General features: G+C 37.5%; 9 protein-coding genes (1 of these 9 cut by a window edge). 8 read left to right on the top strand and 1 reads right to left on the bottom strand.

Annotated features, from left to right (window positions below; translation table 11 throughout):
• The first annotated feature begins 161 nt into the window (after window positions 1–161).
• The 7 genes from ACAM30_RS20460 to ACAM30_RS20430 all read left to right on the top strand — a co-directional run bounded on the left by ACAM30_RS20460 (window position 162) and on the right by ACAM30_RS20430 (window position 6,287).
• Complete coding sequence (locus ACAM30_RS20460; protein WP_369616362.1) at window positions 162–1,079, top strand: N-acetylmuramoyl-L-alanine amidase; 918 nt, start codon at window positions 162–164, stop codon at window positions 1,077–1,079.
• Between the two features lie 83 nt (window positions 1,080–1,162).
• Window positions 1,163–1,714, top strand: a complete 552-nt coding sequence (locus tag ACAM30_RS20455) for a hypothetical protein (RefSeq protein ID WP_369616361.1) — start codon at window positions 1,163–1,165, stop codon at window positions 1,712–1,714.
• Between the two features lie 269 nt (window positions 1,715–1,983).
• On the top strand, window positions 1,984–2,844 hold the full coding sequence (locus ACAM30_RS20450; RefSeq protein ID WP_369616360.1) for a hypothetical protein: 861 nt from the start codon (window positions 1,984–1,986) through the stop codon (window positions 2,842–2,844).
• A gap of 95 nt (window positions 2,845–2,939) precedes the next feature.
• Window positions 2,940–3,431, top strand: coding sequence for a hypothetical protein (locus ACAM30_RS20445; RefSeq protein WP_369616359.1), 492 nt, complete (start codon window positions 2,940–2,942; stop codon window positions 3,429–3,431).
• A gap of 245 nt (window positions 3,432–3,676) precedes the next feature.
• A complete protein-coding gene (locus ACAM30_RS20440; RefSeq protein ID WP_369616358.1) occupies window positions 3,677–4,423 on the top strand; it encodes a hypothetical protein in 747 nt (248 codons plus the stop codon).
• 67 nt (window positions 4,424–4,490) lie between these two features.
• Window positions 4,491–5,513, top strand: a complete 1,023-nt coding sequence (locus ACAM30_RS20435) for a sensor histidine kinase (RefSeq protein ID WP_369616357.1) — start codon at window positions 4,491–4,493, stop codon at window positions 5,511–5,513.
• A 6-nt stretch (window positions 5,514–5,519) separates the two neighbouring features.
• On the top strand, window positions 5,520–6,287 hold the full coding sequence (locus ACAM30_RS20430) for a LytR/AlgR family response regulator transcription factor (RefSeq protein WP_369616356.1): 768 nt from the start codon (window positions 5,520–5,522) through the stop codon (window positions 6,285–6,287).
• Between the two features lie 848 nt (window positions 6,288–7,135).
• Here the strand turns inward: ACAM30_RS20430 and ACAM30_RS20425 are convergent.
• Entirely contained in the window at window positions 7,136–7,405 is a 270-nt protein-coding gene (locus ACAM30_RS20425) for a hypothetical protein (RefSeq protein ID WP_369616355.1), read from the bottom strand.
• A 551-nt stretch (window positions 7,406–7,956) separates the two neighbouring features.
• Here ACAM30_RS20425 and ACAM30_RS20420 point away from each other — a divergent pair.
• A protein-coding gene (locus ACAM30_RS20420; protein WP_369616354.1) for a gliding motility-associated C-terminal domain-containing protein crosses the window boundary here: on the top strand, window positions 7,957–17,250 show its 5' end (the start). It continues 18,456 nt past the right edge of the window; 9,294 of the gene's 27,750 nt are visible here — the first part of the coding sequence; its start codon is at window positions 7,957–7,959; its stop codon lies beyond the right edge, outside the window.

Raw genomic sequence — 17,250 nt, 5'->3', positions numbered from 1 at the left:
AGCAACGAACGCTACTACTCATTTTTAATCCTAAACAATGACTTCGGCCTATTGATTTTATGCGTAAAGAGGTTTGTATTTGTGATTTTATCATCCATAAATGCAAATTGAAGGTATTGTTTAAAAACTTTCCTATTTCAAATTCTAAAAAACAAATCCTTATGAAAATTGACAAAAACTGGCTTGTTCAGGAAAGCCAAACCGAAAAAATAGTAAAAGACCCGACTACGAATTTTCAATATCAAATTTCGCCAAAATATTTAATCATACATTATACAGCAGGCGATAAAGCATCGGGGGCCATAACCTGGTTCAAACAGACTCCGGCACAAGGAAATACAGACCGGATTTGTGCTCACATTGTAATTGATCTTGACGGAACGATTACGCAGTTGGCTCCGTTTAACACCAGATGCAACCATGCCGGTTACAGCAGTTGGGACGGACGAACCGGAATGAATGAATATGCTATTGGTATTGAGATTGTAAATCCCGGTTTCTGTGAAAAATTGACAGATGGCAGTTTCAGAAGAAGAGTAGGAGAGAACAAAGACGGAACACCCAGTTATAAACTATATCCTGCGTCAGAAAAAGACAGAATTGTAAAATTGAAACACAAACATAAATTCTGGGACAGTAAAGAAAACCAATATTGGTTTAAATATACAGACGCCCAAATAGCGGCAGTTTCCAAATTGAGCAAACTCCTGATTGATACCTACCAATTATCCTTTGTAGTGGGACATGACGATATCTCGCCGGCAAGAAAACCGGATCCGGGACCTGCTTTTCCCTGGGATGAGTTTAAAACAAATGTTTTTGGAAAAACGGACAATATCGGAAAGATTTTTTTGGTGAACTCGGTCTCTGATGGCGTTGCGGAGTTTAGAACGAAACCCGACAAAACTTCAAGCTCAATCCGAACTTTAAAAAATGGCTATGAAGTGGGATTAATCGAAACTTTCGGACAATGGTCTAAAGTGTACTTAGTGAATGATGTTAAAGACATCAAAGATTGGAAGCATAGTATTAAAATAGAGGGATGGATACATTCAAGTCTTTTAAAACCTAAAAATTAGATTAACTATTTTTTACGAAATATGCATTGTTTAAATTATCGAAAACCAATACCATAATTGTATAGACTATTCAAAATTTAACCATGAGTTCACATCTGACAAAATATCTAAATAGTATTCCTATCAAAGAAGATAATTATAAAGTAGATTTTATAATTTTAGAAAGATATCAAAGTTTTTCCTCAGAAATACTGAGACTTTCATTACTTGGGTTAAGCATCTACGGTTTTCTAATAACAAATGTAATATTTAAAATTACAGATAAGGAAGATAAACTGATGTCCATTGAATCATTTTCAGATAATAAGGTATTGTTGCTTCTTGGGGCGGTAACTTTGATATTGGCAGCGCTTGTAACTTTAGGTCATCGCTATCTTTCGACCCATTGTATGACTCATTTTATTAAGGGGCTTCGTTTGCGACAAAATATATCTGAAATTGAGAGCACCATAGCAAATGATAAAAATGAATTTATTACTCTTAGTAAAAAAATAGATAATGAACAATCAAGTTTTGAGAAGAATTTTAATCTATGCGGTTGGCTGTTGTTTGCTTCTTGTTTATTTTTAATTACAGGAATCTTAATAGTCACAATTGCTTTAGCATGTTTTTTTAATGATATATTGATGATATAGGGACAAATTTCCGAATGTAACTGATAGAAACCATAATATTTTCAGTTGGAAGTATGCCCTGTTTAAGACTATAAAATAGGTAATCATGAGCTGGAATTACAATTAATTTTATATGATAGATTTATTTATTTTTTACCCTTTTAAGTATGACAACGAGACAGTATAATGACAGGAAAACTGGAACCTATATTTTTGGTTCGATACTTTTAGTATTTTTTATCTATATTTTTTTATTCTCCCCGGATTCACTGTCATTTTATAAACAAAGAATGATGGCATTTGCTTCATCTTTATTAGCAGGTCTATTCACATTTTTTCTTTCAGGTTCAATTAAATTGACCGGACAATCACCTGATACAAAATTTGGAAAAATTAATATTCAAGCCGGCTCTGGTATTGCAGTTTTTATTTTAGTTTTGATTTGGTGGATTGTGTCCCCGCCAATTTCAGTCGATAAAGATATAAAAGCTGCCATAAGTGAATTATCTACTATTAAAATTAAAGATATTACTGCAAAAGTTACATTTCATATAGATAACGCAGATGAAACTACGCCAGATTTTTTTAAGAATACATCTGAATTAGAGGTAAGAATAATTGAAAATAAAGACTTAGATTCTCTTAATATTCAAGGATGGAAAAATGGTTTTTTTATCCCAGACAATTCATTAGATATAGAATCCAGTACTCAATTATTTGATCGAAAGCTGATTCAAAGTGCTGATTTAAGTTCTATTGAATTAATTAGAGATTATAAAGATTTTAAAGGAAAGATCAATAACTTAAAGGATAATAAAAGATGGTCAGAATCGAGTTTTGAAGGGTTAATACAAGTTGTTGAAACTAACAAATGGTTAGATAGTTTGAAGAAAGATAATGATAGTTTAGATCTTCCGGTAAAATTTGATAATTTTCTTGCATTATATAAGGTGACTAAAAAGCAAAAAATTGAACTTACTGAGTATGATTATCGTATCAAAGTTTATCCGATAAGAGCAACACTTGAACTTTTTAAAAACGATTCTCTTGTGGGGAGTTCTGAAGGTATTGTAGTTAAAGTTTGGGAACATGATGAAGATGTAAGGAATCTTTTTGTTATAAAGTTTCCCGTGACAAAACTTAAGCTGTAGAATAGACAAAGATGTAATCAGAAATCAAATGTCTTTTGCATTTTTTATAACTTCGACAATTATAAATAGGGTTGATATCTGACAAAAAAATAAATATGACAACACATAAATATTGGGGAAAAGTTGAACAGGACTGGGCAGGATTTTCTTCCGACATCACTTTTTCGAATTTATTTTTTGACGAGCAAGAGGTCGAAATTTTCTTAGGGGAAGAATTTGACGAAGAGGGCGAAGAAATGGAAGAACCGCCAACAGAAGATCAATTGGCACAATTTGAAGAAACGTATCAAAATTTTATAGTGAATATTGAAACTATTTTGGAGCGTATTCAAAACAAAGCCTATGAAAGGTATTTAAAATTATACGCTCATTTTTATGAAGATTCTGAAAAATCAGGAGAACCGGCATTAAATATTGGCAGTGTGGACAAACATAATGAAAACATTAAAGAGATTATGTATCTGAGAGTTTTGGATGAAAAGACCATTAAATTATCAATTCGTTACAAACTGGACACAGAACACGGTCTTGAATTCAAGTTTGTAGACGGACAAATAAAGAATGTTGGCGGAATTGCAGAAACGTGATAGTAAATCATTTGTTTACTTCGCAATGAGCACCAATAAGAAGAATAACTATTTGAATTTTTAGTGCTGATAGACATTTTCAATCGCTGGAATCCGGTAATTGTCACTTATATTCATTTGATTCTGTTGATTGATCGTTGAAAATTCTTAGTTCATTCGAAATTTTCCTGCGTTCATTATTTTGCTATAGAATAAAGAGGGAACCAACTCTATTTTTGTTTCATCAAACAATTAAAATTTAAAAGATGAACAGAGAAATAGTATTTTTAAGAACTTTTGCAGTAACTGCCGTTATCGGTATGATATTCATTACATCGACTGCTTTTAAGGAATCCGGTAACCAAAAATTTACTGAAATTGATGTAGAACGAATCAATATTGTCGAGAAAGACGGGACAGTAAAAATGATAATTACAAACGTAGATCGTTTTCCTAATGGAATGGACAAAATCAATAATCGTCCCACTAATGCAGACCGAAAAAAGCGTTCGGGAATGCTGTTCTTTAATGAAGACGGAATTGAAGCTGGCGGATTTATATACGACGGAAGAAAAAACAGTAATGGACATTCGGCAGGACTTTCCTTAACTTACGACCAATACGATGGAGATCAGGTTATGCAGTTACTGACTCAAGATGCAAAAGATGGCGACAAAAGAGTCGTAAGTAGTACTTTAGCATTCAATGATCGTCCAGGTAAGGAATCACAATTAAGAACAATGGAAATTATGAAGGAGCTGCAGGAACTTGAGAAAAAAGATCCGAAAGCCATGGAGGAAAGATATAAAAAGTATGAAGCAGACGGAGTACTTGGTGGTATTCCTCGTGTAATGCTTGGCAAATCGAGAAGCCAAAAGAACGGATTGTTTCTCTTCGATGACCAAGGCAGGCAGCGAGCGATGTTTTATGTTGACAAAGAAAATAATGCAAAATTAAATTTCTTGGATGATAAAGGGAATGTAATAGCTTCATTTCCTGAAAGTAAAAAGTAAATGATCTTGTAAAATAGCCCTTTGAAATCGGAGGGCTTTTTTTGTAAATTGCGTTATCAAAGCATAAATGAAAAATCTAATTAATAAAATACATCAAAACCAATATTTTCTGCTCTTCATTTTGTTGTTCGCATATGTTCAATCTGTTTACATTAGGATAGCAGTCAGAAGACAGATCGATATTTATATATTCACTCCCGAGGCTGCGCTGGCTTCCACTTTAGGGGCAGGTATTTTATTTGTTATTATTCTTTTTTTTATTCAAAAATGGCAAAAGTCTGACACTTTCAGTAATGCAGTAATGCTGAGAATTTTCGCAATTTCATTATTGGTATTTGTAATCTCAATGCAGTTGATTGGATTTTTGATAGCATTAGCTTTTGATAAAATAGAAAAAAACTTCAATCAGCATGTTTTGTTGTTTTCCTTGTTGTCTGATTTTCTATCCGGAATTATTTACGGAAGTTTTTTTCTGGCTTATTATTATTATCGGAAAAATAAAAAACAGCTGCAAAAACTGTCGACCTACAATGAAGCATTGGCAGAAAGCAGAATTAATCAGCTTAAGAATCAGCTTAATCCGCATTTTTTATTTAACAACTTGAATGTTTTAGACCAGTTGATAGAAGAAGATAAGCACAAAGCTTCTGATTTTCTTAATGAATTTGCGGAAATTTATCGTTATGTGTTACAAGCGTCAGATAAAGAGTTGGTTAGCGTAAAGGAAGAAGCCGATTTTGCTGAACAATATTTCAAACTGATTGAGCATAAATACGGAGAAGCCTACCAACTGAATCTTGAAAGCAAAAATACAAATGCTCTTATAGCACCGCTCACGCTGCAATTGCTTATTGAAAATGTGATCAAGCATAATCTTGGAACAGCAGAGAATCCTATAGAAATTCATATACTAATGGATGAAAATATCACAGTTTCAAATAATATAAACCTGAAGAAAAACTCAAAATCTGTATCAGGACGGGCATTGAAAAACCTGAAGGAACAATATAGTTTATTGTCGGAGAATGCAATTGAAATACATCAGACAGATCAGGAGTTTTCGATAATAATACCATTTATTTACAATTAAAAACAAATGATAAAAGTACTCATCATAGAAGACGAAATTCCGGCGAGAAAGAAATTGAAGCGTTTTATTGAGGAATTGGATACAGCTGTCAAAATCGTTGCAGAAATCGATACAGTTCAATCGGCAGTTGATTTCTTTAGGAATAATCAGGTAGATGTTGTGTTTTCGGATATTGAATTATTAGACGGCAATGCCTTTGAAATTTATGGCAAAGTAACCATTAGCTGTCCTGTTATTTTTACAACGGCTTATGATGAGTTTTGGATGAACGCTTTTGAAAACAATGGTATCGATTATCTTTTAAAACCATTTTCGAAAGAACGTTTCCAAAGAGCCTGGGATAAGTATCTTTTACTCAGAAAATCTTTCTCTCAGGAGTCTCACGCAATCAGCAATCTTTCTCAACTGATACAACAGAACTTCAATGAAAAAAATTATAAAAAACGCTTTTCTGTGAATTGTTTTCAAGGAATGTATTTTTTAGAAACGGAGAACATTTTGTTCTTTGAAGCCAATGAAGGGGTTGTTTTTGCCTGCGATATCAAAGCAAAGAAACATTTGCTTACAGAATCTACTTTGAAAGAAATAGAGGCAAAACTCAATCCATCAGAATTTTTCAGAATCAATAGAGGCGAGCTTATTCAAAAAAAGTATATTGAAAGGATTGAACGTTATAATAAAAATACGCTCGCTGTTAAATTGAAAAGTTATGAGCATCTTCTTAAAACCAGCCAAAGTGCAACGTCAGAATTTCGTGAGTGGATTGAAAAGTAAAAGTAATTTTTAGTTCCTCTTGAACAGAGACAAGATTTTGGGAGACTCGGGATCTCCTGCTTCTACAACTTATCATGTTCCGTTTCAATTTACCGGAAAAATGGATAAAGCTAATATTGATTTAAAATAGACAGGAATGTATACAAAGTAAAAAGCTCAATTCTAAAGAATTGAGCTTTTTTGTAGCTTGAAAAAATAATTTTAAGGACTTTTTGGTGAGGAAAACAGGATTTGAACCTTAAGTTTAAAGCCCGAATATTTCCTGCTTTAGAAGTTATTTAGAATTTGCGTTGCCGCAATGCTGTATGAGAAATAAAACACTAAATTCAGTCCGTCACGACAATTGTACGGTCAAAACCAACATGGAATAGGTGCGAAATTGGTAATTATTTAACTGTATAGCTGTTAAACATTCTTATTTTTCTGATATTACTGCTTGTTTTTTCTGTGTATATCGTTTTAAACGGTCATTAATCGAATATACGTAAACAAGTCATAAAAAAAACTAAAATTTGTGACAGTTAAAGTTGATGTTTCTTAAGGAATGAAAATCGTGTTATTTGTAAGTAACAGGTAATCAGGTCTTAGCAATAAAGAGTTGACGGTGTTTTCTTAAGTTTTTTTTAATTTTTGTTTAATAATTGCTTTTTTTAATTTTTTTTTTGCTTAATTTTAACTAATCCATACAAATAATCCGCACATAACGCGTTAAGCGTGAATTAGTTTAGATTGTTATTGCTCTTAATCACAGCAATACTTGCATTTTTTTTGTTTTTGACTTTCCTATTGAAAGTCAGAGGTTTTTAGAATAAAATTTTGTAGCAAATTAAAATTAATTTACCCTTTCTTCATTTTTTATGAAGGAGGTATTTATTCTTAACGCTTATGAGAAGAAAAGTACATAACCCGCAGTCTTTAAGCTTTTTTGTTTCTTCATGCAATATTTTTTCAGAATTGTATGATGATAAAAGTAAATTTTGTAGTACTACTATCTCCGGTAGTAAATCTTCTTTAATATATAAAATTGAAAAACCTTGTGTCGTTATATCGACACAAGGTTTTTTGTTATATGCCATTCCCAAAGTAATCATGTCATCGTTTTTGAATATTCCAATCATAAAAATGATTATTGGACGTCAGAAAATCAATTCAGCAGTATTTAGATAATTTCAAAAGTTGATCGTCGAGATTATAGAACCTCCAAGCTGGTTGTTTCTGTATCGCGACGATATCAAAAAAATAAGCAATAGACTGGAGAACATTATTTTAGATTAAATGTAAAGTATCTGACAATTCTCCATTTTTTAAGAATATAATTTCGCGGCGCATAAGACGCAGTTTAATAAATAATACTATTTCAACTTCGCTTTTTTGAAGGTGTTTTTGGGTTTAAAGTGTTGATTTTTAATGTTCTGATTAAAGTTTTTCTTTAAAGGAAATATTAGTTAGAGTTTTTTTTTGACAATTGTTAATTGACTTGCAATCAGTCATTTTTAGTATTTAGATAAAGTTAATTTATTCCCTTTTATCTTATCATGAGGGATTTTTATATGTAACGTTTATGAGAAGAAAAGTACTTAACTCGCTATTTTTTTTGTGTTATTTTGTTTCTTTATTTTTTAATTATTCAGAGATAAATGCAAAAAATCTTAAACTCAATCGAGACAATGTGTCCGGCATTGAGTCATCCTTTTCGGGTAAAGATGAGAATAGTTATATTGATCGGACGGTAAAAGACCTGTCGCTGTACGACATCTCAAAAAACAATACAGTTTCAACAGTTTATAATCTGATCACTCACGGAAAAAGTGGGGCACTTTACATGGATCATAAGTGGAGAAACAAAGAGGAAATCGCACTTTGGATGCTTCAAAATATTGATTTGACAAAGATCAGTCACGTGAATATTTACGGTTGTGAATTTGCGAAAGGTGCCGAAGGGAAGGCTGCAGTTAAGTTTCTTGAAAATGCGTTAAGTATTACCGTTGCTGCTTCGAGCGATATCACCGGAGCAAAAGGTGACTGGAATTTAGAGGTTGGTACAGCAATTGGTGCGCTTCGTTTAGAAAATTACAAGCACAATCTGCAATATGCCCCTAACAATGATTTTGATAATGACGGAGTAATCAATTCGCTTGATTTGGATGATGATAATGATGGTATTCTGGATGCTATAGAAGCTCCTGGCTGTTATTACAACATTTATGAAGCCATGACAATGGCTAAAATTTCTACGGGTTTAAGTACTACAACGGTGAACAGCGTCGCAGTGACTCCGGGAGCTGATATTCCAACCTTGCGAGACGGAACTTCTACAAGTGTAACCGCCTCTAATCATGTTGTTCCGGCAGGTCTGACGTATACGACCAGTTCGGTCATTTATACGATAGAATACCCCGTAGCAGTAAACCTTTCTACGGTAAATGTTATTGGGGCAACTGCAAGCTGGGGAACCGGTTATTTTGGTGTTTTAGAAGGTTCTGCTAATGGAAGCACTTATACGACCATTTCGGCGCCTGTGGCTTTAAGTGCGGGTACGACAAAAACCTGGACCGTTCAGGCTGCAAACCAAAATGATTTTTATAAATATTACCGAATCAGAATATCTACTGTCGGGACGACTACGCCCACTTATACCAACTTTGAAATAACAGCTACTCAGGGACCTGGATTTTATTCGGCTTCCGCAAACCCTAAACCTTCCTGTGCGATAGTCGATACCGATGGGGACGGGGTAACTAATAATTTTGATCTGGACAGTGATGGAGATGGCTGCCCTGATGCTAAAGAATCGGGTGTTACGGGTACACTTTTGAGCGGTAGTTTTATCAACGGATCGGGTACGGTAACAGCAGCAAATGCAATAGCGCAAGGACCTTATGGAGCCAATGGTCTGGCCAATTCAATAGAAACCAGTGATACTTTTTCGGCCATTTTAAATTTTTATGCCAGTTACCCTTATGCTGTAAATAACGCTTATAAGGGCTGTCTTGACAGTGATGGTGATGGCATTACCGATCTGGTTGATCTGGACGATGACAACGATGGTGTTTTAGATGCCGTTGAAGCCCCGGGTTGTTATTTAAACAATGCAGAAGCTTTGGTAATCTCGAAAGTTTCAACAGGACTATTATCTACTACAGTAAATAGTGCAACAGTTGTTCAGGGTAATGATATAGCTACATTACGTGATGGAATCTCTACCACTGTAGCAGCGTCTGACCATGTCATTCCGGCGGGATTACTGTACAGTACAAGTTCTGTAATTTACAACATCGAATATGCGATACCGGTAAATTTAGGAACATTAAGTGTTATTGGAGCAACAGCAAGCTGGGGAACTGGCTCTTTTGCTGTTTTGGAAGGTTCTGTAAACGGAGTTTCTTATGCGACAATTTCGGCTCCGGTAGATACCAGTGTTGGAACAACCAAAACATGGACGGTACAGGCTGCCAGTCAGAATAATTTTTACAGATATTACAGAATTAGAATATCTACCGTAGGAAGTACTACACCAACTTTTACCAATTTTGAAATTACAACAACTCCGGGTGTAGCTAACTATAATGCTTCGGCAAATCCAAAAACAACCTGTAGTATAGATACAGATGGAGATGGTAAAATCAATACTTTGGATTTAGACAGTGACGGAGACGGCTGTCCGGATGCAAAAGAATCAGGTGTTACAGGAACTTTATTAAGCGGTAGTCTGGTAAATACTTCGGGTACCGTAACTGCAGCGAATGCTATTGCACAGGGACCTTATGGAGCTAACGGATTGGCCAATGGAATAGAAAGTAATGATACTCCTTCGGCTACAACAAATTATACTCCTTTGTATGATTCATTTGCTACAGCTTCAGGTCTGAATTTGTGTGGACCTGACAGTGATAATGATGGTGTACCGGATTTGACAGACATTGACGATGATAATGATGGTATTCCGGATGCAACAGAAAGCCCGGCCTGTTATTATTTAGCAGGAGAATGGAACAGTCTGGCTAAACCGGTTGCCAGCGTTTCAGTTACCTCTGCATTGACTACCACTACCGGTAATTTTGCTCAGTTAACAGATGGAATTGGCAATGTATCGGCTGTAACATTTTCGGCGACACCAACTCAGGCGATTCAGAATGCGAATGTGTACGTATTCACTTTTGAACGTCCAATGAAACTGGATGCTTTGTACCTGCAGTTCAATACTGCTACCCAGTTTGCCGGTACGACAAAAATACAGGGATCGAATACCAATAATGGTGCCGACTGGGTCGATTTATCTGCAGCTATAGTACAAACGGCAGGCACGAATATAACGGGAAGCGGAGCGGTGAGCCTGTCTAATTCGATTGCTTATCCGGTTACTCTTAATAAAACGATTGGTTACAAATATATCAGAATAACGGGGGTAGCAGCTTCTAATATTGCGGCACAAAACGCTTCCGAAGTATATTTTGATTTCAATATTGCTTCTTATGTACCGTCGTTGTATCCGAAAAGTACTTGTGCAGATGCCAATATTGACGGAGACGGTATTTTACCTCAGTTGGATTTAGACAGCGACGGAGACGGTTGCAGTGATGCTTTTGAAGCCGGTGCGACTACTAATCTAACAGCAAATTATAAATTTACCAGTGCCGATACCAATGGAGATGGTCTGGTTAATGCTGTGGATGCCGACGGTGATGGGGTGATCAATTATACCACTACCTATAAACCTTATGCTCAGTCCAAAACAATCAGAGCCTGTGAAGATACGGACGGTGACGGTATTTATGATATAGCCGATCTGGATGATGATAATGACGGGGTAACAGATATTAACGAACAGACTAAATTAGGCTGTGGTACCGTAACCTGTAATAACTGGATATCTCCCCCTACAACACCGAGCACAACAGCACCGGCTACTATTGTGGTAGATGGAGAAGAGATTTCATACACAGTAACTATAAACACCTCCGTAACAGCACAAAGCAGTGCGGGTTATACCTATCAGTGTGGATTAGGACCACTTAATGGAGTACCGTACTGGCAGAGAGTAGATGCCAACAATCAGACGGTTACTTTTAATTTTAGTAAACCGGTAACCAATTTCCAAATTGTAGCTGCTGCAATCGAAAGTGCACCGCCGGGACTTATAGAATCTTTTCAGGTTACAACCAATAATACAGCAGGACAGCAAACCATGTGCGAATCCTGTAACAAAAGTAATATCACACCGATAGATTCTCAGAATGTCTCTGTGATGGCGAACGGAACTGGAACAGAAATATTTATTGTGGACGGTCCGGTTTATAATACAGTAACCGTAAAAGTAACAAGTGTGGGAGGAGCTTACTTAATGGCTTACGGACTTTGTGCTTTAAAAACATATGACGATTCTAACTATGCCGATCTTGATTCAGATACAGATACCATTCCAAACCGTCTGGATCTGGATAGTGACGGAGACGGTTGTGGTGACTTAGCAGAAGCCGGTGTTAGCCCGTCTACTGATGTGAGTACACCTTCAACAACAAATAATGTGGGAGGAAGTTACGGTATTACAACTCCGGCAGGAAGTCAGTTGAATCCTGCTGCTGCAGATACCAATAATGACGGATTGAATGATAGTGTGGATGCAGATCTTGACGGATCAACTACATATGCCAATACTTATTATCCGCTGGCAGTAAACAGCAATTTGAATTTCTGTTCCGATAAAGATAATGATATTGTAAAAGATATAGCCGATATCGATGATGATAACGATGGTACTATTGATGCTACCGAAAGCCCAAGCTGTTTTTATACACAGCAGGAATTGAAAAGTACATTGTTGGCTTCTACTGATCTTTCTTTCGATTCGACCACACAGCCTTTTGCTTTTGCGATTGATGGAGATCCTGCTACCTGGGGAGACATCACATCAGGATTTTCTGCGAACAGGACTTTAATCGAATTTAATTTACCATTGGCAACACCGTTACCATTGGCAACAATGACTGTACAGATCGGGATAAACAATGCTTTCCCAGGCAGCAGCTTTGTACTTCAGGGCTATAACGGAACAACCTGGGAGACTATGTCTGCTGCACAGCCTATGGCAACAGCCAGTACTACATATACATTTACCAATACACTTTTACCAGCAAAGGTTTTTAACCGCGTTAGAATTTATGGACTTCCAGGAAATGGAACCATAACAAATGGTACAAGACTGCATGAAGTTAATTTTACTTTTGCGCAGCCTTATATCGGCACGGTTCAGCCTAAAGCAACGTGCTCATCTGATCTTGATGGCGATACTGTTCCTAATTATTTAGATTTAGACAGTGATGGTGACGGTTGCCCTGATGCAAAAGAATCTGCAGTAACGGGAACACTTTTAAGCGGTAATGTGGTTAATACCTCCGGCACTGTAAGTACACCAAATGCTGTCGCACAGGGACCATACGGAACCAATGGTTTAGCCAATACTATAGAAAACAATGATACAGCGGCTGCGGCTATCAATTACCAGTCGACTTACAATCAGTTTGCTGTTTTTAAAGCTTTAAATTCATGTGCCGATACGGATGGAGACGGAGTATCTGACTTAGTTGATATTGACGATGATAACGACGGTATTTTGGATGCCGTAGAGGCACCAAGCTGTTATTATACTGCAGCAGAAGCTCTGACACTGGCCAAAGTTTCTACGGGATTGTCAACCACTACAGTAAATAGCGTGACTATAAATCCGGGCGACGATCTGCCAACCTTACGTGATGGTACGTCTACCAATGTGGCAGCCTCAAATCATGTGGTGCCGGCAGGATTGACTTATACAACGAGCTCTGTAATTTACAATTTGGAATATCCGGTACCAGTAAATCTGGCTACAGTAAATGTAGTTGGAGGGACGGCAAGCTGGGGAACGGGTTACTTTGGTGTATTAGAAGGCTCGGCTAATGGTACCGCCTATACTACAATTTCGGCTCCGGTAGCATTAAGTGCCGGTACAACTAAAACCTGGACGGTTCAGGCTGCCAATCAAAATGATTTTTACAAATATTACAGAATAAGAGTATCAACCGTAGGAACTACAACACCTACTTATTTCAATTATGAAATTACAGCGACACAGGGACCGGCTGCTTACAGTCAATCTGCAAATCCAAAACCGGTTTGTAGTGTGGATACCGATGGTGATGGTATCACCAATAATCTGGATTTAGACAGTGACGGTGATGGTTGTCCTGATGCGAAAGAATCCGGAGTTACGGGCACTCTTTTGAATGGTAATGTAGTGAATACCTCAGGTACTGTAAGTACACCAAATGCGGTTGCTCAGGGACCTTATGGTACCAATGGTTTAGCCAATTCGTTAGAAAATAACGATACCAGTACAGCTACTACCAGTTATATTTCTACTTACAATCTTTATGGAATCTTTAAAAACTTAAACTCCTGTGCTGACAGCGATGGCGATGGCATATCTGATTTAGTGGATATCGATGACGATAATGACGGTATTATAGACGCCGTAGAATCACCAACCTGTTTTTACACGGCTATAGAAGCTTTGACGCTTGCTAAAGTTTCAACAGGATTGTCAACTACCACAGTCAATAGTGTAACCGTAAACCCGGGTGACGACCTTCCAACTTTACGTGATGGAACATCGACCAGTGTAACGGCTTCGAATCATGTGGTGCCGGCAGGTTTAACTTATACGACCAGTTCTGTAATTTATAACTTAGAGTATCCGACTCCTGTAAACATAGCAACCATAAATGTAATTGGAGCTACAGCAAGCTGGGGGACAGGGTACTTTGGAGTACTGGAAGGTTCAACCAATGGATCAACATATACAACGATTTCGGCACCGGTAGCTTTAAGTGCAGGTACTACTAAAACCTGGACGGTACAGGCAGCGAATCAAAATGATTTTTACAAATATTACAGAATTAGAGTATCTACAGTAGGAACTACCACACCTACTTACACTAATTATGAAGTTACAACTACACAGGGACCGGCTGCTTACAGTCCGTCCTCAAATCCAAAACCAATCTGCAGTGTGGATCCGGATGGAGATACTATTCCAAACTACTTAGATTTAGACAGTGATGGTGACGGTTGTCCGGATGCTAAAGAAGCTGCAGTGAGCGGAACTTTACTAAGTGGTAATGTGGTGAATACTTCCGGGACTGTAAATACTCCAAATGCTATTGCACAAGGACCTTATGATACCAACGGTTTAGCCAATGCTATAGAGAATAACGATACAGCAGCGGCCAGTACAACTTATAATTCTACCTATAACCTTTATGCCATCTATAAAACGTTAAACAGCTGTGCTGATAGTGATGCTGACGGTGTATCTGATTTAACAGATCTTGATGATGACAATGACGGAATTGTAGATGCTGTAGAAGCACCAAGCTGTTATTATACTGCTGCTGAAGCTTTAACCTTAGCCAAAGTTTCTACTACACTTCCGACCACGACCGTAAACAGTATCAATGTAAATGCGGGAGATGATATCCCAACTTTACGTGACGGTATTTCGACCAGTGTTACAGCTTCTAATCATATAGTACCAGCCGGGTTAACATATACGACCAGTACCATAATTTATAATTTAGAGTATCCAACTCCCGTAAACGTGGCCACCATAAATGTAATTGGAGCTACTGCAAGTTGGGGGACAGGGTATTTTGGAGTACTGGAGGGTTCTGCCGATGGTTCAACTTATACCACTATTTCTGCACCTGTCGCTTTAAGTGCAGGTACCACAAAAACCTGGACGGTTCAGGCTGCCAATCAGAATGACTTTTACAGATACTTCAGAATCAGAGTATCGACAGTTGGAACTACGACACCTACTTATACCAATTATGAGATTACAGCAACACAGGGTCCGGCAGTGTATAACCCTTCGGCAAATCCGAAACCGATATGCAGTGTCGATACCGATGGTGACGGAATTACGAATAATTTAGATTTAGACAGTGACGGCGATACTTGCCCGGATGCTAAAGAAGCAACGGTTACAGGTACTCTGTTAAGTGGTAATGTGGTGAATACTTCCGGTACAGTTAGCACTCCGAATGCAGTAGCACAAGGACCTTACGGAACGAATGGATTAGCCAATGCATTAGAAAACAATGATACAGCTGCAGCCACTACAAGTTATCTTTCAACTTATAACACTTATGCGTTAGCTTCAGCTTTAAATTTATGTATAGATACAGATGGAGATAACGTTGGAGATTTAGTAGATATTGATGATGACAACGATGGTATTTTAGATAAAATAGAATGCCCTGCCTTATTTACAAATTTATTGCCTGGTGGAGGTTTCTCTACAACAACGGCGTCACAGAACTGGTATTTTTCTTCTTCCGCTTCTAATTATGACACTATTACCGGTGCACCTTATACTTATGGTTCTACCAATGCCAATTCAACATTAACTGGTGGACTTTTTGATCAGGTTGATGGTAATAATACATTAGGCGGTATGCAGAATGTGGTGATTGAGAATGCGGAACCTTCTGCTCTTGTAGGGGCATTTTCAGGTATCTTACGAGCTTCTGCGACCTATCAGTATACTTTTGATTTAGGTTCCAGATCAACTGGAGATCCTAACGATTCTTTCAACGTAAGACTTTACAATTCAGATACGAATACTGTTTCATCGGTGTTGGCAACTGGTCCATTAAGCACGTTACCGGTTTACGGAACCAGTCCAGGTTATAAAAACTTCAGCGGATCGTTTACCGTTCCTGTGGATGGAAGTTATTACATTTTATTTTCTACTACAGGTCCCGGAAATACCGAAGATGACTTTGTGGTCGACAGAGTTGCGGCTATAGGGACCTCAGTTTCTTTGTGCGACACTGATGGTGATACCATCCCAAATTATTTAGATCTTGACAGTGACGGAGACGGCTGTCCGGATGCAAAAGAAGGAGGAGTTACAGGTACGCTGCTAAGCGGAAGTCTTGTGAATACTTCAGGTACTGTTACCGCAGCAAATGCTGTTGCTCAAGGACCTTATGGCACCAATGGTTTGGCCAATCCAATAGAAAATACTGATACCTTAACTGCAACTACAACTTATGCTTCTACTTACAGCCAGTATGCTTTAAGTTCTACTGTAAACAACTGTTTAGATAGTGATGGTGACGGTATATTTGATGCAGCCGATATTGATGATGACAATGATGGAATTTTAGATGCCGTTGAAGCGCCAAGCTGTTATTATTCTGCAGCTCAGGCCATGGTGATTTCCAAAGTAGCTACCGGATTATCCGGCACTACTGTGAATGGCGGAGTAGTAAGCCCTGGAACAGATATCCAAACTTTACGCGATGGGGTAATTACTACCGTCGCGGCATCCGATCATGTTGTTCCGGCTGGATTAACCTATACTACAAGTTCCGTACTTTATAATATTGAATTTAATGGTTTTGTAAATCTGGCTAATGTAAATGTAATCGGAAATACAGCAAGCTGGGGAACGGGATCCTTCGCAGTTCTGGAAGGTTCTAACAACGGAATGACCTATACCACGATTTCAGCACCAGTGGCGACTAGTGCAGGAACAACCAAAACCTGGACCGTTCAGGCGGCAAATCAAAACGATGTTTATAAATATTATAGAATAAGAGTTTCTACAGTAGGCTCAACAGCGCCAACTTTTACCAACTTTGAAATTACAGCAACACAGGGAGCTGCAGTGTATAGTGCTTCGGCCAATCCGCAACCTACTTGTAATGTAGATACGGATGGCGACGGAATCACCAACAACTTAGATTTAGACAGTGATGGGGATGGATGTCCGGATGCGAAAGAATCTGGTGTGAGTGGTACTTTATTAAACGGTAATGTTGTCAATACTTCAGGTACAGTAAGTACTCCAAATGCAGTGGCACAAGGACCTTATGGTACAAATGGTTTAGCCAATCCTTTAGAAAATAACGATACACTT

Origin of the sequence: Flavobacterium sp. CFS9, assembly GCF_041154745.1 — a bacterium.
In the GTDB taxonomy this organism is placed as follows: domain Bacteria; phylum Bacteroidota; class Bacteroidia; order Flavobacteriales; family Flavobacteriaceae; genus Flavobacterium.
Note: the sequence above shows the minus strand (reverse complement) of the source record. Positions and strands in the feature narration are given on the sequence as shown.